14 protein-coding genes are annotated in these 21,729 nt (G+C 35.2%); 3 read left to right on the top strand and 11 right to left on the bottom strand.

All coding sequences use genetic code 11. The features are described from left to right. Nucleotides 1-50: 50 nt before the first annotated feature. From ACE1OF_RS03965 to ACE1OF_RS03955, 3 genes are all read left to right on the top strand, one after another. Entirely contained in the window at nt 51-794 is a 744-nt protein-coding gene (locus ACE1OF_RS03965; RefSeq protein WP_448892938.1) for a response regulator transcription factor, read from the top strand. A gap of 56 nt (nt 795-850) precedes the next feature. Then, nucleotides 851-2,329: a sensor histidine kinase gene (locus ACE1OF_RS03960; RefSeq protein WP_448892937.1), complete on the top strand. Its 1,479-nt coding sequence runs from the start codon at nt 851-853 to the stop codon at nt 2,327-2,329. A gap of 168 nt (nt 2,330-2,497) precedes the next feature. Next, on the top strand, nt 2,498-4,330 hold the full coding sequence (locus tag ACE1OF_RS03955) for a YfiR/HmsC family protein (protein ID WP_448892936.1): 1,833 nt from the start codon (nt 2,498-2,500) through the stop codon (nt 4,328-4,330). Nucleotides 4,331-4,391: 61 nt separating this feature from the next. On the opposite strand, the gene ACE1OF_RS03950 is transcribed toward ACE1OF_RS03955, so the two are convergent. The 11 genes from ACE1OF_RS03950 to ACE1OF_RS03900 form a co-directional block, all read right to left on the bottom strand. Then, nucleotides 4,392-5,420, bottom strand: coding sequence for an ATP-dependent 6-phosphofructokinase (locus ACE1OF_RS03950; RefSeq protein ID WP_448892935.1), 1,029 nt, complete (start codon nt 5,418-5,420; stop codon nt 4,392-4,394). A gap of 147 nt (nt 5,421-5,567) precedes the next feature. After that, on the bottom strand, nt 5,568-8,624 hold the full coding sequence (locus ACE1OF_RS03945; protein ID WP_448893006.1) for an EAL domain-containing protein: 3,057 nt from the start codon (nt 8,622-8,624) through the stop codon (nt 5,568-5,570). Nucleotides 8,625-9,012: 388 nt separating this feature from the next. Then, nucleotides 9,013-11,172 (bottom strand): ferrous iron transport protein B, encoded by a 2,160-nt coding sequence (gene feoB / locus ACE1OF_RS03940; RefSeq protein WP_448892934.1) that lies wholly within the window; start codon nt 11,170-11,172, stop codon nt 9,013-9,015. Between the two features lie 79 nt (nt 11,173-11,251). Beyond that, a complete protein-coding gene (locus ACE1OF_RS03935; RefSeq protein WP_448892933.1) occupies nt 11,252-11,476 on the bottom strand; it encodes a FeoA family protein in 225 nt (74 codons plus the stop codon). Nucleotides 11,477-11,802: 326 nt separating this feature from the next. Next, the gene (gene parC / locus ACE1OF_RS03930) at nt 11,803-14,133 is read right to left on the bottom strand and encodes a DNA topoisomerase IV subunit A (RefSeq protein ID WP_448892932.1); all 2,331 of its coding nucleotides are present in this window, start codon (nt 14,131-14,133) and stop codon (nt 11,803-11,805) included. A 144-nt stretch (nt 14,134-14,277) separates the two neighbouring features. Then, nucleotides 14,278-15,510 carry a GGDEF domain-containing protein gene (locus ACE1OF_RS03925; protein ID WP_448892931.1) on the bottom strand — a complete coding sequence of 411 codons (1,233 nt, stop codon included), beginning with the start codon at nt 15,508-15,510 and terminating at the stop codon, nt 14,278-14,280. Next, entirely contained in the window at nt 15,510-17,390 is a 1,881-nt protein-coding gene (locus ACE1OF_RS03920; RefSeq protein WP_448892930.1) for a tetratricopeptide repeat-containing diguanylate cyclase, read from the bottom strand. The genes ACE1OF_RS03925 and ACE1OF_RS03920 overlap by 1 nt, the downstream gene beginning before the upstream one ends. Nucleotides 17,391-17,589: 199 nt before the next feature. Continuing rightward, on the bottom strand, nt 17,590-18,060 hold the full coding sequence (locus ACE1OF_RS03915; protein ID WP_448892929.1) for a tetratricopeptide repeat protein: 471 nt from the start codon (nt 18,058-18,060) through the stop codon (nt 17,590-17,592). 55 nt (nt 18,061-18,115) lie between these two features. Next, entirely contained in the window at nt 18,116-19,294 is a 1,179-nt protein-coding gene (locus tag ACE1OF_RS03910; RefSeq protein WP_448892928.1) for a DUF3047 domain-containing protein, read from the bottom strand. A gap of 91 nt (nt 19,295-19,385) precedes the next feature. After that, a complete protein-coding gene (locus ACE1OF_RS03905; protein ID WP_448892927.1) occupies nt 19,386-20,072 on the bottom strand; it encodes a response regulator transcription factor in 687 nt (228 codons plus the stop codon). Further along, the gene (locus tag ACE1OF_RS03900) at nt 20,065-21,612 is read right to left on the bottom strand and encodes a sensor histidine kinase (protein ID WP_448892926.1); all 1,548 of its coding nucleotides are present in this window, start codon (nt 21,610-21,612) and stop codon (nt 20,065-20,067) included. The genes ACE1OF_RS03905 and ACE1OF_RS03900 overlap by 8 nt, the downstream gene beginning before the upstream one ends. Nucleotides 21,613-21,729: the final 117 nt, after the last annotated feature.

Raw genomic sequence — 21,729 nt, 5'->3', positions numbered from 1 at the left:
GTCAGCGTTACCAAGTGCAATTACATTTGTTCATTTAGCTGGCCAAAAATATGAAAGATACCGTTTTAATTGTGGAAGATGAATTTGATATTGCTAATCTAATTCAGGTACATTTATCTGAATTAGATATACAAAGCGACATTTGCTGCCACGGACAGCAAGGATTAGAACAAGCACTAAAGCAAAGCTATCAATTGATCATACTGGATGTGATGTTACCAGGCATCAATGGACTAGATATTTGTCGTAAAATTCGTCAAGAAAAACCATTACAAGCTATTTTAATGCTGACATCTAAAACATCTGAAACCGATAGAATTCTTGGCCTTGAACTAGGGGCAGACGATTACATGACGAAACCTTTCAGCATTAGAGAAATGCAAGCAAGAGTTCGTAGTCAATTACGGCGAGTGCAGGCTTTTACTCAAAAAAATGAATCAAATAAAACTGAAGTCAGCCATCAAAATAATGAACAAGAAAAAACCAGTACATGTATAGGCAAATTATTGGTTGATCAACGTTATCATCAGGTAACGTATAAAGATAATGCTATTAATTTAACCTCAACTGAGTTTGAATTACTCGATTATTTATGTAAAAACCCTGATCAAGTATTTTCTCGCGCTCAATTACTTGATGGTGTGTGGGGATACAACCATAGTGGTTATGAGCATACAGTAAACTCTCATATAAACCGCTTACGAAATAAGTTAGAAGAAAACTGTGCAGAACCTCAAATAATTCAAACCGTGTGGGGGGTGGGCTACAAGCTAAATTCTGCTGGAGTATATTAGGACACGAACATTAACAATTCTACATTAATCAAGCATATAATTTAAAAGAGTTTTTCATGAAATTTTCACTTTACCAACGACTCGCATTTTCCGTATGCTTTACATTCATTATTATTGTTTCAATGCTTTTTTATTGGAGTAATTCGTTAGCTGAGCATTCAAAACTACAAGCTGAACAGAAATTACATAGTCAATTAGCCAAGCACTTAGCTCATGACAACCCCTTATTGCAAGATGGTGTATACGATAAAGCTGCTTTAAAAAACTTATTTCATACCTTGATGTTATTAGGCCCTGCTTTTGAGTTTTATTTTTTAGATCCCGCAGGAAATATTATTACTTATTCTGCTGATGCCAATAAAATAAAACGTAAAAAGGTAGAGTTAAGTCCACTCGTCAACTTAATATCGAATCCAGATGCTGTCCCCATTTTTGGTGATGATCCTCGTAACGTAGATAAACAAAAAATTTTTTCTGTAGCCCCTATTTATCGAGGCGATAATTTACAAGGTTACTTGTATGTCATTATTGGTGGCGAGGTTTATGACTCTATTTTTGACCAAGTTAAAAACAACAAACACTTACAACAGTATAGTACTTTATTCATTGGTTCTTTACTGCTTCTTTTACTTATTTTATTAACTGTTTTCCGCTACTTTACCGCACCAATAAAACAACTGGCTAATGAAATGACAGCAATCAATGCCGTAAAGTTTGACCAATCGAAAGTAGCATTAACACAATGGAAAAATCCAGAAAATAACGAAGTACATAAACTGGGTAATACCTTTAATGCCATGATTAAACAAATTAACCAACAGTTTTCTCAACTAACTGAGAATGACCGCATCAGAAGAGAATTACTCACTCACTTATCCCATGATTTACGCACCCCACTAGCCACTATGCAAGGTTATGTAGAAACCATGGTCATTAAAGGTGATAAATTAACAACAAGTGAACTGGCAGATTATATCGCAACAGTTCAACGCAATGGTATGCAGCTCAAGCGCCTAATTGATCAAATATTTGAATTAGCCCATTTAGAAGACGGTCAAGTAACCGTCAATTTAGAAACTTTTGCCATAGGCGAATTACTTCACGACATTATTGCCAAATTTTCAATGAAAGCTAAAGAGAAAAACATTTATCTACACTTAGACCCACAGCAATGTAAATTTATTGTTTATTCAGATATTGCTAAGCTTGAACGTATCATCACCAACTTATTAGAAAATGCGATAAGGCATACGAAAAAAGGCGGTGAGGTAGCCATTATCGTTAAACAACTAATCGATAAAATAAAAGTTTCCGTAACAGATAATGGTTCAGGGATCAGTAAAGAAGATATAGCCTACATTTTTGATGCTAGGTATCGCGCAAGTAATGCCATTGAAGATAAAACAACACATTCGGGCTTAGGCTTAGCCATTAGCCAAAAACTCAGTAAAATATTAAATTCAGAAATTTTTGTAGAGAGTAAGCTAGGACATGGCAGTAGTTTTTCATTATCTTTGCAATTAGTGAATACTTAATGAAAAAGATGAGGCAACCTAAAATGATTAATAACTTAAAAATCGTTATATATTTTAAGTGACTTATGTAAAAAAAGAACATACATATTGAACGTAAGTAAAGTATTGATTTAATATTAATTATACGTAAAATAAGGCGCATAAAAATAAGTCTTTGTAAGGTAAGTCATGGAAGCAACATTTACACAATTAAAGTCGTGCGCGCTATTCATCATTTTTAGTCTGGGTTTTATTATTGCAGGACAAACCTGGGCAAGAACCACCACACTTGATCACGAACAAGCCACATTAGTCAGTAAGTTTGCAAAATATGTTATCTGGCCTACCGAAGCCAGAAAACGTGAGTTTGTTATCGGTATTTACGACAATGTTGAAAAGTACAATTATTTTAGTAACTTTTTTGCTAATAAAGGCATTCGAGGCAAAGACATCATAGTACGTTTAGTCGCAAACACTAAAGAAGCTCAAGATGTCAATATTTTATATGTTCCCTCATTAAATCAAAATAAATTTATAAAGTTAGCAGACAAAATTAGTGGTTCACATGTGTTAATTGTATCTGAAGATAATAAATATAACCTTAATACCATGGTTGATATTTCATACAATAAAGACGACGCTAAAATCATTCTTAAAATTAATGATGAAAAAATTTCAGATGAACAACTAGTCATGCCTGATCTCGCTTACTTTTTAGATGATAAAACAAATGAAGAAATATTAACTATCAGCCCTACTGCTTTAAAAAAACAACGCTCAGAGCAACTTTTAGCCCTTAAAAATAATTTAGAGCAAGAAAAAAAGATACTTGAGAGCCAAGCAATGAAACAAAAAGCTTTACTGGATGAATTAACTAAAAAGCTTGAATTGGGTAAAGAAAATGCAGAAAGAAATAATTTAACATTGCAAAAAAGTGCTATCCGTTTAAAGCTGGCTGAACAAGAAAACAATCAAAAAAACCAAAGAATTGAATCCCAAGAAAAACAACTGCAACAGTTAAGAAAACAATTAGATACCCTACAGTTTCAGTTAGCTAACAACAAAGAAGAACCACAAATTTCTAAGCAAGAAAATACTGAAAAGCAGCCAGAAACAGCAGTTGAAGAACTAACTGAAAAACTTAAAAAACAAGAAGGCATTACAAAAAGCACCTTAATAAAATTATCCCATTTGACAAAAGAAAACAAGCTCCTTACTAGTTTCCAAATGTTATTTTATGTGTTTGTTTTTATCGCTGTTATGGCATTATTTATTGCTGTTAAGATGTGGAATAAGGCTAAAAGCTCCGCTTCACGCTCCTCTTCGCAAGTAGACAATAAAAACGATATTTTACTACCTATCAGAGAGAGCCAATTAATAAAATCAGAAAATCTTGCTGCCTTTGGCTACATCGCAACAGATATTACTTTTGCTGTCAGTGTATCTTTAGATGATTACATCATCGAGCTTGAGTCTAGCGGTGATACGAAAAATATAACTAAAATCAAACCTATTGTCACCTTGCTAGACAATTTTAACCACATTGCAGCAGATCAAGATGATACCGACATTCAAAATTTTGATGTAATCGCTTATATGCAAAAAATGATGATGTTATATGATTTTGAATTTAGCCAAAGTGATGTTGTTTATCACTATTCGGGTGAAAAAACATTAATGATAAAGTCAGTCCCAAGCTTTATTGCATTAGCGCTATTAAATCTTATTAACAACTCTTTAAAACATGGTTTTAATAATAAAGGTCACGGCAAGATAACATTGAAAGTTGAAAATGGTGCCCAAAGTGGCGCTAAAATAACCTATTCAGATGATGGCAAAGGAATGGATAAAACTACTTTGAAACAAGTTTTTACGCCATTTTTTACTACTCGTAAAGATCGTGGTTATGTAGGTGTTGGTATGAGCACAACATATGACTTAATCAAAAATAAATTAGCAGGCGATATTCAAATAGAAAGCCAAGTAGGTAAAGGCACAGCAGTGACTATTACCTTACCTTAACTATCATTTAAGTGAGGGGGAATAAAGCTATCTCTCCGCTTAAATTGATCATTTTTTTGACCTAATACTGATTTTGTGCAGTCAAGGCTAGAATATTCTCTTGTGCGTTAACTAACAGTGGATTAACCACTTTACGATGCTTAACCGCATCTTCTAACCTAATATGACACATTGTACTATGCTGCTCGGCAATCATAATATTTTTCTTACCTGCAATAATAGCTTGCACGGCAGCAACGCCCATTTTTGTTGCCAATAATCTATCTTTAGGTACAGGTGAACCACCACGTTGAGTATGTCCTAGTACACATGCGGTGCAATCAATATTTGCTTTTTGTTTTAACTCACTGGCTAATTTCATTGCGCCACCGGGCCATAAGTTCTCTGCAATCACAATAATATAACTGCTATGACGATTTTCTTGTGCTGTTTTGATTTCATCTGCTAATTGTTGAAGTTTTGCTTGTTTGTTATCGACCGAGAAATTTTCAAAAGAGAGCACTTGCTCCGCACCACAAGCTATTCCAACATTAAAGGTGATATGTCCACTATGTCGACCCATTAATTCTACAATAAAAATACGTTCAAACGCATCTGCCGTATCTCTTATTTTATCAATTGCTTCAATACCAGTATTAACTGCTGTGGCAAAACCGATAGTAAAGTCTGTACCGTCAAGATCATTGTCAATGGTGCCTGGAATACCAATGAGCTGCCCATACCAATAGTTTTTCAAATTAAGTAAACCATTAAAAGAGCCATCCCCGCCAATGACTATTAAAGCTTCAACCTTTTTATCAACTAGCGTTTTTGCTGCTTGCTGCAAGCCTTTTTCGTACAACATATCAGGACAACGAGCACTTTTCAAAATAGTCCCGCCACGTTGAATTATATTATTTACATCAGCTAAAGTTAATAACTTTGCTTGATCGATATGCTCAATACAAACAAGGCCATTAAAACCATGATAAAATCCAAGAACTTCAATATGATAATGATGGGCCGCAAGCACTACAGAGCGAATAGCGGCATTCATTCCTGGTGCATCACCACCACTGGTTAAAATAGCAATACGCCTAATTTCTACCATGTTAGTATTCCATTTATTCGCGTTGGGTTTTCAGGGAAGGTTGACATTATTGAAAAAAAATGACGTTACCACAATCAATTTATAGCATCGGTCTATAATTATATTACTTGATAATAAAATATTGTGATAATCAGTTGATTAAGTAATTTAGGTCTGCCAACTTGCATCAGGCTTCCAGTTATTAATCCATGCAGGAATATCAACTGCTGGCATGGGCCGAGCAATGCCATAACCTTGCGCTAACTCACACCCTAAAGCTAATAATGCGGTGCCGTGTTCAATCGTTTCAACTCCTTCTGCAATAACCTCACGTTTAAAAGATTTGGCTAAGCCAATAACCCCTTCAACAATAGCCAAATCATCTTTATCTATTAACATGTCTCGTACAAAGCTTTGGTCTATTTTTATTAATTTAGCGGGTAATCTTCTGAGGTAAGTTAAAGATGAATAACCAGTACCAAAGTCATCTAAGGCAAATTTCACCCCCAATGCCAAACACGCATTCATAATTTTTGATACATGTTTTACATCATCCAAGGCTGTGGTTTCTAATACTTCTAACTCTAAAGACTGCGTAGGAACATTTGGGTGTGCTGCGAGTAATGCCGTTAACTTTTGTGTAAAGTCAGGTTGCTCTAATTGTACTGCAGCAATATTTACGCTGGTACTAACAGGGAGCTTAAGTCCTGCTTCTTGCCATAGCCTAATTTGCGTCAATACGGTATCAATAACCCACTCACCCAGCTCTATCATCATAATATTATTTTCAATAACAGGCAAAAAATCTACAGGGTTGAGTACCCCTTGTTCTGGATGTTGCCAACGGAGCAACGCTTCTACACCTGTTACCATACCAGTTCTCATATTAACCTTAGGTTGATAATACAGAACAAACTCCTTATTATCCAAAGCATTACGTATAGAAACAAGACTTTCATGTTGCACTTTAATGGCATCATCTTGAACAATATCAAACAAATGATAACGGTTCTTGCCCGACTCTTTCGCTACGTACATTGCTTGGTCAGCATGGCGCATTAGTTGATCAGCATCCACACTGTCTTGTGGGTAAATAGTTACACCAATACTCGCTGACACATTAATAACCACATTACCTAATGTAACAGGCTCAGAAGCTGCCAGTAATAAACGCTCTAATACTGGTTCGCAATCTTCAACTTTGTCTAAGTCTGTCAGCACAGCAACAAGTTCATCACCACCAAATCGAGCAAGGGTATCACCATCACGTAATGCTTTTTTCATACGCACTGATAACGCAATTAACAACTCATCACCAACATCATGTCCATAGGAATCATTGACGTATTTAAATCCATCTAAATCTAAGAATACAACAGCAAGTGAGCATTTATGGCGATTACATTGAACCATGGCTTGGTTTAGTCGATCAGCAAGTAATGTGCGATTAGGTAAACTAGTAAGTGTATCAAAATGGGCTATACTTTCTAGTTTAGCTTGGTGTTCTTTTATTAGCGTAATATCATTACCTAAAGCCACGTAATGTGTAATGACACCGTTCTCATCTAAAACGGCACTAATCGCTTTCATCTCAGCAAATATCTCACCATTTTTTCGTCGATTCCAAATTTCACCATACCAATGACCTTCCTGCAACATAGCCTGCCACATTTCGGCATAAAATTCAGGTGTTTGCTTACCTGATTTAAGAATACGGGGAGTTTGTCCTATTGCTTCTTCGCGCTCATAACCAGTTACCGTGGTAAAAGTATCATTTACATCAATAATAACGCCGCTAGTGTCTGTAATAGTTATACTTTCACGCGCGTGAGTAAAAACACTGGCCGCAAGTTTGAATTTTTCTTCAGCATGCTTTCGATTAGTAATATCGGTATGTGTACCACTCATACGAAGTGGTTTACCATTATTATCACGCTTCATTACGTTAGCTTGATCAAGCACCCATCGATAATTCCCATCCTTAGTCAACATGCGGTATTCCAAACTATGAGATTTTGAACGCCCTTCTAGTACATCATTAATTGATTGCCATGCTTTTTCTCTATCTTCTGGGTGCACAAAATCTGACCACTGACTAGTAGAGTGTTGTATTTCTTCGTAGGTATAGCCAAGTATCGTTGCCCAGCGTTCATTTCTTTCCACCTTACCTGTCACTATATCCCAATCCCAAAAACCTAATTCAGCGCCTGCCAATACTAGTTGCATTTGTTCACGACTTGCCTTTAAGGCTATCGTATCTCGGCTTTTCTCAATGGCAATACTTGCCAAACTAACGGTTTGTTCTATAAAAGCTAAATCGGCTTGGGTTGGATAATTAACCTCTCTATGATAAATAGCAAAAGTGCCTAACACATTTCCCTGAGTTGAGCGAATAGGCTCTGACCAGCATGAACCTAAATTTGCTTTCTTTGCTAACGCTTTATAAGGAGCCCAATAAGGGTGGGTTTGTATATCTTCAACAATAACTCGTTCATTGGTATATGCCGCGGTACCACAAGAGCCAACGCCATCACCAATCTCTATTCCGTTAATTGCATTAATATAAAAAATGGGAAGACTTGGTGCTGCTCCATTCAATAAATATTTACCCGTCTCATCAAGCACTAAAATACTACATAACATGGAAGGGTTTTCTTCTTCAACCCCTTGCACAATAGCTTGAAGAATTACTGGCAACAGTTCATCACTAGCAATAAGTTCTAAAACGTAAGATCGATTATGTTCACGTAATTCAACTTTTTTGCGAGCAGTAATATCTTGAACACACGACCACGTATAAATCTCATTGTCTGAACCTACAACTCGTACGCCATTCAATAGCACAGGAACTAAGTGACCCTCTTTATGAATATATTCCTTTTCATAGGGTCCATAACAACCTTTTTCTATTAATGATTTAAGTTGAATGCTTTCTTGTTCCTTATAATGACGTGGCGTTAGATCCCAAAAAGTAAGGTTATTAGCTTCCTCTTCGTTATAACCGATAATATCTAAATAAGCTTGATTAACTTCTAACAATTTACCGTTTTTATCATTAAGTGCCATGCCAACAAGGGCAGTTTCAAACATGGCACGATACTTATCTTTACTTTCGCGTAACAATGACTTTACTGTATTCTTTTTTCCGTTGACTTCTTTTCTTAAACTGTATACCCAGCAAAAAAGTAGTATCAATATAACTGATAAAACAATGATGTAGTTCATCAAACGTTAATTCTCCCTTATTACTTGAGACGTAAATAAAAGCACTGAGGTTAATAAAATTGAATATTTTTTTGATTCATTGGGAAATTAATGAGTTTCAATAAGGTAAGTTTAGCAGATTTATTAGTTTAAGTTTGATTTTGATCGCCAAAAAACACTGTTACAGCCAGTGTATTTCAGCCTATTTATTGATTTTTAGTGGGAGAAATCACATTAAAATCCATCAATAAAAATATACTAATATGATATATCATATTGATGAACAGTAAAATTTAGACAAATAAAAATATATAAATTAGCTGTATTCACGAGACAAAAACTCATCATTTAACAAAAAATCACACTTTATTAGCGCATGAACTTTTTGAAAAATGACGAATATTTTTATTTACGAATAACTAACCGAAATAGGAATAGTAAGCACTTTGCGCCCTTGATGTTTTAGCCAAAAATATATTCCAGCAAAACACAAAAATACAGCAGCTATTGAAATACTTGCCATTAACGGAGCAACAAAAAAGTTACCTACTTGAAAGCACAAGGTTGCCATTAAATAAGCAAGTAAAAAGCTCCATATAGCAGCGAATCCAGCCCAACGACTACCTACTTCATTTTTTATCGCTCCCATTGCAGCAACACATGGTGTGTACAATAAAATGAAAAGTAAATAACTAAATGCCCCTAACTGACCTACAAATGCAGCTTGCATGACTTGATAGGTACTTAATTCAACATGCTGTTCTTCGGCAACAGTAGCTAAATCACTTAAATCGCCAACATCAATACCAAGGGGATCATCTGGAGCAATACCGAGTAAATTCTCTTTTATACTGGCTGTTGCTTCATGCCAACTATCAACTATTGAAGGCTCACTTTGATCGTCAGTATTTTTAGGTGAGTACAAACTATTGAAAGTGGCAACGAGCACTTCTTTAGCAAAAATACCCGTAATAATACCCACGCCTGCTTGCCAGTTTTCTTCTTTAATACCCATAGGCGCTAAAATTGGCATAACAACTTGTGCGCTTCGGCTCAAAATTGATTTTTCACTGTCTTGATGACCAAAGCTACCATCAGTACCAATTGAGTTTAAGAAGTTAAGTAAACACACCACAATCACAATTGTTTTACCAGCACCTGTTACAAAACCATAAGTACGTTGCCATACACGTTTACTGATTGCTTTTAGGTGCGGTATTTCATATGGCGGCAATTCCATAATATTAAGAGAGCTTGTGCCAGATAACACCGTTTTTTTCAATAAAAAGCCAGTAAAAATAGCAGCAGCAATACCAATTAAATACAAAAGGAATACTAGATTCTGACCACTATCTGGAAAAAATGCAGCAGCAAATAATGCATAAACAGGCAAACGAGCACCACAGGACATAAATGGCGACATCATAATAGTGGTTATACGCTCTCTTTCACTATCAAGTACTCTAGCAGACATAACCGCAGGTACCGTACAACCAAATCCCACAATTAAGGGGACAAATGCCTTGCCAGGCAAACCAATTTTTTGCATGACATTATCAACCACAAAGGCTGCACGCGCTAAATAACCTGAGTTTTCAAGTAAAGATAAACCAATAAATAAACAAGCAATAACAGGTATAAATGTCGCAACGGTTTGTATACCACTGCCGACACCTTCAATGATAGTTAAAATCCACTGGGGTAAGCCCAAAGGTTCAAGAAAATGCAACGGATATGAGACAAATATAGCGCCACTTAAAATATCAAAAAAATCAATAAAGGCACTGCCCACATTTATTGCAAACATAAAGAGTAGATACATCATGCCTAAAAATACGGGTACACCAATAATAGGGTGCAACACAATATTATCTAATGAGTCTGAAAGACGTGCGCCCCCACCAGAGGTACTTACACGGCCAATAATGTCTGCTACATAATTTTGTCTTGCTTGAATGGCTGACAGGCCTTCAGCTTTCTGTTCAATGTTGGTAACATTCGATTGTTTATTCAAATCACACGTTAAAATTGTTTTTTCTATTAAGGCTAATGATTTTTTATCTTGTGCACTGGTCGCAACAACAGGGCATCCCAATTCTTCGCTGAGCTTATTCGTATCAACCCATTGATGTGTTTTTCTATCAACTTTATTCAGCACGATAATCATCGGCACACCCAACTCAAGCAATTGCGTAGTAAGGTAAAGCTGACGGCTTATTTGACTAATATCAATAACGTTAATCAAACAATCTATATTATTATTTTGTATAAATTGCTGAGAAATAGTGAGATCCTGACCTTGTTCCCCGCGCTGGGTTAGTGAACTTAACCCTGGTAAATCCGAAAGAAAGGCATCAACTTGGCCTAACTTAAACGGTGACTTTTTAGCCGACACAGTAACACCAGAGAAATTACCAACATTTTGTTTACGCCCATTTTTTTGACGTGATGTTAATAAATTAAATAAGGTACTTTTGCCCGAGTTAGCAAAACCAACCAACGCATAATGTGAACCTTTAGCGGGGATAACGGCTTCTGTACACACAGGGGAATTTGAACAACAACTCATGAAAAAAACTCATATAAAAAATATTTAAGGTGGCTTCGGTTAGTCTTTATAGATATGTAAGCCATAGGGCAAATTCAAATTAACTAGTAGTAACTTGAATTTGCTCAGCCACAGAGCGCTGTAGACTTATTTTTGTATTATGAAGTCGATAAGCTAACGGACCATTAAAGGGAGCTTTATGAGCTAAAGCCACTTCTGTACGCAAACAAAAGCCTTGCTCTAATAAAAGTGCCGACAAAGTTTCATCAAGTGGTAAGGCACTTATTTTTACAACTTGATTTTTTGCTACATCAACTAAGGTCATTTTTTCACCTTATTTACCTTTACTTTAGTTACCATAGTTTTTTATTTATAAATAAAAAACTATTAAACACCTAATCAAATATTCTCAAAGCCTGTTCTGAGTCGTACCATATATTGGTGTAATTCAATAAATGTATTTTTAAGTACAGTTAATGAAGTATGCTCAAACAACAAACAAAAACCCTTAATGAGAATTACTATTGTTATCATTCTACGCTTAAATGATACAATGCACAATCAAAACAAAGCTTGTTTGTATTATAATTGACATTAATCAAGAAACATTGATGCAACCCATTAAAATACGATTAAGTGCTCACTCTGTTGTTATAAAGAGCCCTCATTAGGCATTACCTCTTCATTTGCTGATAAATCATCCACAGATTTTTCGTCAGAAATTATATTAGGAGCTTCAATTTCAATTTGATCTACACGTTGCAGCCCGCGCGGAAGTTTATTACCTCGACGTCCTCTTTCTCCACGGTAATGATCAATATCCATTGCTTTTAAGGTAAGTTTACGGCGACCTGCATGTAGGGTTATTGAAGCCCCCTCTGGTACAATGGCAAGTAAGGTGACATATTCTTCTCGAGATTTAGCTCTTGCTGAAGGTATATTAATAATTTTGTTACCCTTACCTTTACTCAGTACAGGTAAGTTTTTCACAGGAAAAACTAACATTCGCCCTTCTGTAGTAATAGCAAGACATGCATCAGTATCAATATATTCAATCAATTGCGGTGTTAATATTTTTGCAGATTGCGGTAGAGAAATCAGTGCCTTACCATTTTTATTCCGACTAATCATATCACTAAAAGAAGTAACAAAACCATAACCCGCGTCACTCACAAGTAGGTATTTCATGTCGTCGTTTGCCATGACACAATGAACAAAATTTTCACCTGCGGCTAAATTAAAACGCCCTGTTAACGGCTCGCCTTGACTTCTTGCTGTTGGCAACGTATGAGCATCTGTCGTAAATGCTCGCCCTGATGAATCAATAAAAGCGACAGGACTATTACTTCGTCCTTTGGCTGAACAAAGATAGCTATCACCAGCTTTATAGCTTAATGTTGTTGCATCAATATCATGCCCTTTAGCACACCGTGCCCAACCTTTATCTGATACAACAACTGTAACAGGTTCACTTGGCACAAGATCTTTTTCAGTTAACGCTTTAGATTCACTACGCTCTACTAATTTAGAGCGTCGATCATCACCATATTCTTTAGCTGCGGCGAGGATTTCTTTTTTCATTAGCGTATTCATGCGTGCTTTTGAATTAAGAATTTTTTCTAAATAGTCTTGTTCTTCACGCAATTCATCTTGCTCTGCGCGAATTTTTATTTCTTCTAATTTAGCTAATTGTCTTAACTTAATCTCTAATATGGCATGCGCTTGAATTTCAGATAAATTAAAACGCGACATTAATTCTATTTTAGGATCATCATAATTACGGATAATCTCAATAACTTCATCAATGTTCAAATAAGCTATTAATAAACCGTCTAAAATGTGCAAGCGTGCCAATACTTTATCTAGTCTATATTGCAAGCGTCGACGCACTGTTTCTCTGCGATATTCAAGCCATTCTGATAGAATTTCCTGTAAATTTTTAACTGCAGGTCGATTATCTAAGCCAATCATATTGATATTAACGCGATAACTTTTTTCTAAATCAGTACTAGCAAATAAATGTTGCATCAATTGTTCAGTATCAACACGGTTTGAACGCGGAACAATAACCAAACGTACTGGATTTTCATGATCTGACTCATCACGAAGATCAATAACCATTGGCAATTTTTTAGCAGTCATTTGTCCAGCAATTTGCTCTAATATTTTTCCTCCTGATGCTTGATGAGGTAAAGCAGTAATAACAATTTCACCATGCTCTAGTTCATAAACAGCACGCATCTTTATACTACCACGCCCCGTTTGATATATTTTTTCAATATCACTTTTTGATGTTATAATTTCAGCGTCTGTGGGGTAATCAGGGCCTTTAACATACGTTAGTAAGTCAGCAACTTTCGCTTTAGGCTCTTCAATTAAATGCACACATGCATCAGCAATTTCACGTACATTATGAGGTGGAATGTCAGTAGCCATGCCCACCGCAATCCCCGTAATACCGTTTAGTAAAATATGAGGTAAACGCGCCGGAAGCGTTTTTGGCTCTTTCATTGTGCCATCAAAGTTTGGCACCCAATCAACCGTACCTTGTCCTAATTCGGCAAGTAATATTTCACTAAAACGTGACAGGCGCGATTCAGTATAACGCATGGCTGCAAATGATTTAGGATCGTCTGGTGCGCCCCAGTTACCTTGACCATCAACCAAAGGGTAGCGATAGGAAAAAGGTTGTGCCATTAATACCATTGCTTCATAACAAGCACTGTCACCATGAGGATGAAACTTACCTAATACATCACCAACTGTACGCGCAGACTTTTTGTATTTGGCTGCTGCTGACAAACCAAGCTCAGACATAGCATAAATAATACGACGCTGTACTGGCTTTAAACCGTCACCAATATGTGGCAAGGCTCGATCCATAATTACGTACATAGAGTAATTTAAATAAGCTTCTTCAGTAAAGCGTCTTAGGGGAACCTGCTCTACCCCGTCTGGACTATATTCGAGCACATCAGACATGCAATGGTTTTCCTGTTATCATAAACATTAATATTGCAATTATAACTGCAATCAATTTTTCTTAGTTGAAAGTGATAAATACGACTATAAATAGCTACATAAACACAGCTTATCTGATTTTTATAGCCAAGTGAATGCAAAAAATTAGCGGTGACGCCTTTCTTGATCTTCAACAATACTTTCGTAACTCACTACTTGATTTCGTCCTTGTGCTTTGGCTTGGTACATTGCCAAATCAGCCGCATGTAAAATATCATCAAACGCTGCGTTAGTGTTTTTAATATTGGCGACACCTAAACTTAACGTTATTGTTCTTTTTACACCAAGCTTATTAAAATTATATTGTGCTATTTTTTCTAACACTCGTACTGCTATTGCTTTCGCATGGTCAAGGTCAGAACTGGGTAAAATAGCGACAAATTGCTCCCCGCCTAAACGAGCTAAAACATCACGAGAACGCATTGTTTCACTGACAAGCTCGGCTATTTTCTTTAATACTGCATCACCAACTGAATGACCGAAATCCTCATTTATTAATTTAAAAAAATCAATATCGAAAAGCAAAACACTTAATTCAAGTTGCTCTTCTTTCGCTTTTTTTACTAATTTATTACCTTCTTTAAATAACCCCGTTCGATTTAATAGCGCTGTTAAACTGTCAGTTTTACTGAGTAGTAGTAATTTCTTTCTTACTTTAAACTGGCGTAGAAACAATAAAAAAAACAATAAAATAGTAGAAAAAATTAACATAATTTTTCTCTGTAAATCTTGTTGTTCTTTTTTTACCGCATTAAGGTGTAATGCTTTTAATTTATTTTGGTTAGCAAGCAATTCATTTTCTTGGTTTTTATTTGCCACTTCATATTTATCAGTTAATTTTTCAATAGCATATTCACGTTTTGTATCACTATAATCATTATAATGATCAACAAAAGACTTCTTGTTTTGATATGCATTTTTATAATCTTTTAGTGCGGTATAGCTTGTAGCTAACACCAAATAAGCCTCTGAAAAAATAGGTAAATTTAATTGTTTTTCAGCAATGTACTCTGTTAATGGTTTAGCTTGTTCAATAAGTGTGATAACCATTTCATGCTGATTTTCATCCTGTTTTATTTTTGCTTGTGCTAACACTATTAAGTACTGTTCTGCATAATTATAAATAGAGGTGTCAGACGCTAACTCTTCTACTATATTATGAGCTTTATTGGGTGCAGTTGTTGCAAGTTCTACTAAAGTTATTATTTCTGAACGAAGTGTAAATTCATTCACTTGAGTCAGGGTATTCTTCGCTTCTTTGTCAACAGATGCTGCTACTGAAGCATAACAAATTAAACTCATAAACAAAAAAGCTGGTATCACAAGCAATTTAACCATTAAATACACACCTGATCTCTACCTTGAGCTTTAGCTTGGTGCAATAAATCATCCGCTTTATGAATTAGCATACCTAAATCCCCCCCTCCTTCACTGACAATATCAATACTGTTAGCAACACCAATATTAATATTGATATGAAATAATGCTTGTGATGTATGATTATTGGCCCAGTCATACACTTCAACTGACTTTCTAAACTTTTCAGCGATCATTTTTGCATTAGCAAAAGATGTATGAGGTAAAAAGACTATAATATCTTCTCCGCCAAAACGCCCTAAAACATCGGTTTTTCGCAAACACTCCTTACCCAATTCCACTACTTTTTTCAACACAAGATCTCCTTCTCTGTGTCCAAACTGTTCATTTATTTTTTTTAAAGAATCAATATCAATCATCAAAACACTAAAATCATTATTTTTTGACTTAGCTCGCTCAAATAGTTTCCTTCCCTTTCTCATAACCTCTTTGCGGTTAGCGATACCCGTTAATTCATCCAACTTAGAGGCTTTATATAATTTATGCTGGCCTTGTACTAACTTAACCAATAACCAAGCAAAGAATAAAGCAACTACTGCAATGTACAGTAAATATAATTTTTGCTGTTCTTGCTTTTTTTCCGCTTCTAATAAAGATATTTCTTGTAACATTTGTTTATTTTTTAATACTTTTTTCTGTAAGTCTGCCTCTTTAGCCTCTAGTGCTAAGCGTACTTCAGCAACAGATTGCATATGTTTCTCATCACGTAACACACGGGTTAATGATAATCGCTGATTTTGTAGTTCATATGCTTGTTGATAATACCCTTGCTTAAAATAAATCTCAGACTTTAGATCTATAAGGTTAATATGACCTTGCTTTTTTATATGTCCTAACGGGGGATGTGCAGCTAGAATATTTTCTACTTTAGCAATACTGTCTAAAGCTTCATCAAAACGTTCTAATTCAGACAGAACAAAAGCCTCATCACTATAATATTGACGTTCAATATCATATTGTTCAATATCAGCTAAATATTGCTTAGATAATAGTAAATATTGATAACTGGCTTCTGGGTTAATCTCTTTTTTCTTAAGGTGAGCCCACGACAACCCCGAATAAGTGCTGTACATTATTTGGTTGAGAGCAAATTCATCCGTTTCTTTAGATTCTTCAATAACTGTTTTAAACGCTTTAATCGCATCGTCATATTGTTTTTCAGATAAGTAATTTAGCGCAATATTAACTAATGAAGTTAAAGATAAAACTGTTTTGTTCGCATTTTTATAGTGTTGATAAGACTGTTGGTAATATACCATTGCTTGTTTATTTCTATCCAAATAGGCATATAAAATGCCTAACTCTGAGTTTACTGAACCTTTAAGTTTTTCATCGGTAGTTTGTTTAGCAATATTGTAAGCATCATTTAAAACAATTAATGAGTTTTCATAACGATCTGTTAAATAATAAATAGCCCCTAAATTTATTAACCCTCGGGCAATCAGTACATTATCATGCAACGATTTAGCTAACTCTAACCCGCTTTCATAATCTTTAGTTGCTAGCTCTATTTCACCAATACTTTCATTAGCAAAACCACGGTTATAAAGTAATTCAGAAATCAGTAAACTAGGGCTTGAAAGGTTCAAGGTTAGCGACAATCCTTCTGTCGTCGCTTGCTTCGCCAAATGAAATTGACCTTGCAATATATAAATGTCGGTTAATAAATCTAGATACGTTATTTTTTGCTTTAATGATAAATCATTAAAGCGATCACCATATTGTTTTAATTGAAGTTGCGCTAATGGCGTATCGCTATCTACTAGTTTTTCAATACTTACAATCGCTTCTTCAAAGCCGTCAATACCTTCTTCATTTTGAATTGCAGCAATAACGCTCATTTGAGTGACTAATAAAAAACAAAAGAATATAAGAAAGTTTTTTGCAAACAATTTAACAAGCAATGCTGATTACCTAAAAACATTAAGATAAAACTAGTATAAAGCCATTATCAAAGAAAGCTAGCAAGAACAATTAATTCACTTTTACCGAAGTACTATGTTGAATACACCATATAACGATAAAAACTACTTTGTACTACTACATATTAATTAACTTTAGATATTCACCAGCTTCTCTAATTCCCTCAGACTCTGCTTTTTGAAGCCATATTTTAGCTGCTTCAGGATCAGATTTTGTTCCTTTCCCTTCATAAAGTGCAGTGCCATAGTGATACCGTGCCAAGCTAGAATAACCCGCTTCATCATTTAATAAAGCCCCCTTTTTCATTAAACTCGTAGCATATGAAGAATTTTTATCTACCCCTACACCACCCAATTCATAAAGTTCCGCAAGCCAAATCATTGAATACACATCGTTCCACCGTTCAATACAGTCTTCAAATATTTGAATCGCGGCTTGGTGATCACCAGTTTTAGTGGCTACATAACCATACATGCATTTAATGCGTTTATTAGAGTCGATGTACGCGATATAACTAAGTTCATTGGCTTTTATTGTCACTGATAACAACAAAGTAGCACATAGACATAAGCTGATAATACTTTTCATTCATATCCTACTTATTTTTCATCTATTTAGAAATGACGTTCATTTATCAATAATATTAAATGATCGTTGTTTTCTGATTATTTTGGCTTATTACAATATCACTATACGAACAACGACCAGCGCCACGCATAAATACAGTATTAGCAATTAACCAAATACGCGCAATATTACTAGCAGTTCCCCCAATATATTTGTGATAATCATTGTACACGTTACGAGACTCAAGAACTTGTTGACCAATAAGTTTATTGCCACTACGTTGAACTACATGCGTTTCATATTCTGTCCACCGGGGTAATGGACATTGGAATACAGTGCCCTCTGGCAATTCTGCACTCCACATATACGTGATGTCTTTACCATCATCAAACTCTACAGCAATTGATAGATAGTCATGGGTTAATACTTGATCTTCAGCCACTGGAGACGGTAATTTATCAACTATCCATTTCCAGTCAAGCTTAAGATCCTCTGTTAAAGGTGCATTGATGACGTATTGCAAAATACCAACATTTTTATGAGTATTACATTCTAGTTCACCATTACAGCCTTCACTAAAAATACCACTATCACCAAACATGTACATATAACTCCAACCTGCGGGTAATAATTTTTGATAATGAATACGGTTTAGCTCAGCTAAAATTAAACCATCAACATCACCTACAGTAGATAATTGCACTAACCCGTCTAATGGTTCTTCTTCCCAGATAATAGCAATGCCTTCAATTAATCCTTCTGTTGCTTTATATTGCTCCTCTGTTGGAAAAAGCTCTCCTTTAGGGTTCTTAAATTGTCCTATCGTACGAGCAATTTCGAGTATTCCATCTCGATCCGCTAGCATGGTGCCCGTATTATTCGCTGGATTATACATAGTTCCGCCGGATATACGGGCATAAAAAGCAATACCAGGATCAACCCAATAGTTATGCTCTTTTGATATCCACCAACGGCCTGATAGCAAAAATGTTACAGATTGCCCCGCTTTTATTTGGCCTATTTGTTGAGACCAAGGAAGATCATTTGGTGTAATTTCAAAATTTACCGAGCGTACAATTTTTGCAGATGATTTTTTAACTAAGTCATTTATTCGTTGATGAAAATCATCTGCTTTGTTGTTATTCGATTGAGTTTTTGTTTGTGAAAATGCTACAGCACAAGGTACGCAAGAAGCGATACCAGCCATTGCTCCCATCGCTTTACGACGACTAAGATTTGTATTTGATTCTGACATTTATTTCTCCTTATTGTTTCATTTACAATAACTTGAAAAAAAATACCTTGTGTCAGGTTCATGTAAGAAAATAGTACGAACCATAAAATGGTTATTGTTCGTACCAATAACCAACACCGCGAGCTGTTTTTATAATTCGTGGCTTTTTAGGATCACGTTCTATTTTCGTACGTAAGCAGGAAATATATTGATCAAGAGAGCGGCTATTAGGAAAATAATCTCTTCCCCAACATTCATTGAATAACTCATCGCGATTAACCCTTTTGCCAGCCATATTATAAAGAAGGCGTAAAATAGAAGTTTCTCGTGCCGTTAATACGATACAAGTATCTTCACGTGAAGCGGTCATTTGGGTAGTATCGATGAATAAATCTCCCATTTGAAAACCACTTTCTGTTAATGGCTTTGAAAACAATGGAATTCGTCTACACATAGTACGAACTCTTGCAAGAAGCTCTTTTACGCTAAATGGTTTAGTTATGTAGTCGTCAGCGCCTAACTCTAAGCCTTCAATTTGTTCAGACTCTGCGCCTTTCCCAGATAAAAATAAAATAGGAAGACTTGGCCATTTACCTCGTAACAAAGTACATAATTGCTCTCCTGACATTTTTGGTAATGCACGATCAAGAATACAAATGTCAGGATTTAATTGCTGACACGCTTGCCAAGCTGATTCAGCATCCGGATAACTCTGAACTTTGTAACCTTCTTGGTTAAATAGTTGATGTAAACCAAGCCTTGCAAACTTGTCATCTTCAACAATAATTAATTTAAGCATTGGGCTGTTCATCCTTTAATGGAAAGCATGCAGTGTAACAACGACCATTTTTAGTAATACTGCAATCAAAGCTACCACCTAGGCTTTTCACTATTCTATCACAGCTAATTAAGCCTAAACCTAAGCCCGATGTTTGATTTACATACGTGTCATTCGAATTTAATGTGCTGTCATTTACTACATTGTTTTTAACCCATACTGACAATATATTATCATCACAACGTAGGCCGAGTGTCACCTGTTGTTCAGGAGCATATTTTTTTGCATTATTAAGTAAATTTAGTAAAACATGCTCTGTTGCATGTTTTGGATAAAAGTAATTTTTCGTTTTTTTACAATCTATTGTTAACAAACAACCTGATTCAGCTAATGATAACCGATACTGTTCCGCCAGTTCGTTTAATAAGTTTGATGGACTACCATATTCATATTGTTCTGGCTGTTGACCTCTCATTAAAGCAGTAGCGTTGTCAATAATCCGAGTAATTCTCTGCATTTCATTAGTTATTACGTCACCAAAAACTAGCTGTTCTTTAGTTAAATTTTCATGCAAAATTAAGCCAATATACAAATTTATATTGCTTAATGGTGTTCTTAATTCGTGGGCGATTTCTTGCGTTCCGTAAAGTAGCTTTTTAGCAGTTTTAGTTTCTTTGCTATGATTAATAAAAATAAGCCAAGCAATAGCAATCGCTAGCCCCAGTAAGGGCAATGTCATCGCTAAGATAAGCCAAAGCTCTGAATTTAATTCACTTTGTTCCTTGTCTAAGGATGCAGATAAACTAAGTTGTAAACCATTAATATTAACTATAGAGCTAGAATTTTTATTAACTGAATTATAAACACCAATAGTTTGCATAAAAGAGTCTTGAACATGGATATTTTTATTTGCGTCCAATAAAAGCTGGCTTTGCCATAACCTTTTATATACTTCTTCTGTTGGTAACAAAATACAAAAACCACTATCACTTTTTTGTAACCAACAATATAGGTAAGCATTCCCGATAATTGACCTTACTGGCGACCATATACTATCAACGCGCTTTTCAAGTAAATAATTTTTTGCCCATATTCTTTCCGCTAAAGTATCAACAAGAATTGATTTTTCTACATGACTAACCATTTGCTCGCTGCTTACAAAGGCCACCTCGTCCTTAGAGAATGGTACAATAAGCGAAAATAAGGGATTAGTATTTACTAAACGACGAACGTCAGCAAAGCGACTACTCTCATCCACATTCATATCCACTACTGTTTTTTGTAAAAATTGAGTTAATTTTGATACTTGTAAATAAAGTTGTTGTTCAAAAATTTTAAGCTCAATTTGAGATCTATCAAAACGCTCAATCTCACGCGCAGTGTCCATTATTTTATAATTATGCAAACCTAGCATTGAAACACTGATAAAAGGGATCAGTACTAAAATACCTAGCAATATTGCCCATCTATTTTCTGTATTATAGAGTGAAGATAATTGAAACTTATTTTTCAAAAAGTTGATTATAGAAAAATAAGAGGCTGATAAATTAATAAATTTCATATCACCTCTATATTCATAAGAAAGATAATAAATTAAACATATTTAATTTTCACTAAACAACTATATGAATGAACATCTCACCGAAAAAACACTTTCAATTAAACTTTTAATGGAATT

The sequence above is a fragment of the Colwellia sp. E150_009 genome (assembly GCF_053543955.1).
The sequence above is the reverse complement of the archived record's forward strand: the minus strand, read 5'-3'. Positions and strand labels throughout refer to the sequence as shown.

Bases quoted from the DNA above. Each gene is read 5' to 3' on its own strand.
- ACE1OF_RS03965 (WP_448892938.1), top strand. From the start codon at position 51: ATGAAAGATACCGTTTTAATTGTGGAAGATGAATTTGATATTGCTAAT.
- ACE1OF_RS03960 (WP_448892937.1), top strand. From the start codon at position 851: ATGAAATTTTCACTTTACCAACGACTCGCATTTTCCGTATGCTTTACA.
- ACE1OF_RS03955 (WP_448892936.1), top strand. From the start codon at position 2,498: ATGGAAGCAACATTTACACAATTAAAGTCGTGCGCGCTATTCATCATT.
- ACE1OF_RS03950 (WP_448892935.1), bottom strand. From the start codon at position 5,420: ATGGTAGAAATTAGGCGTATTGCTATTTTAACCAGTGGTGGTGATGCA.
- ACE1OF_RS03945 (WP_448893006.1), bottom strand. From the start codon at position 8,624: ATGAACTACATCATTGTTTTATCAGTTATATTGATACTACTTTTTTGC.
- feoB (WP_448892934.1), bottom strand. From the start codon at position 11,172: ATGAGTTGTTGTTCAAATTCCCCTGTGTGTACAGAAGCCGTTATCCCC.
- ACE1OF_RS03935 (WP_448892933.1), bottom strand. From the start codon at position 11,476: ATGACCTTAGTTGATGTAGCAAAAAATCAAGTTGTAAAAATAAGTGCC.
- parC (WP_448892932.1), bottom strand. From the start codon at position 14,133: ATGTCTGATGTGCTCGAATATAGTCCAGACGGGGTAGAGCAGGTTCCC.
- ACE1OF_RS03925 (WP_448892931.1), bottom strand. From the start codon at position 15,510: ATGGTTAAATTGCTTGTGATACCAGCTTTTTTGTTTATGAGTTTAATT.
- ACE1OF_RS03920 (WP_448892930.1), bottom strand. From the start codon at position 17,390: ATGAGCGTTATTGCTGCAATTCAAAATGAAGAAGGTATTGACGGCTTT.
- ACE1OF_RS03915 (WP_448892929.1), bottom strand. From the start codon at position 18,060: ATGAAAAGTATTATCAGCTTATGTCTATGTGCTACTTTGTTGTTATCA.
- ACE1OF_RS03910 (WP_448892928.1), bottom strand. From the start codon at position 19,294: ATGTCAGAATCAAATACAAATCTTAGTCGTCGTAAAGCGATGGGAGCA.
- ACE1OF_RS03905 (WP_448892927.1), bottom strand. From the start codon at position 20,072: ATGCTTAAATTAATTATTGTTGAAGATGACAAGTTTGCAAGGCTTGGT.
- ACE1OF_RS03900 (WP_448892926.1), bottom strand. From the start codon at position 21,612: ATGAAATTTATTAATTTATCAGCCTCTTATTTTTCTATAATCAACTTT.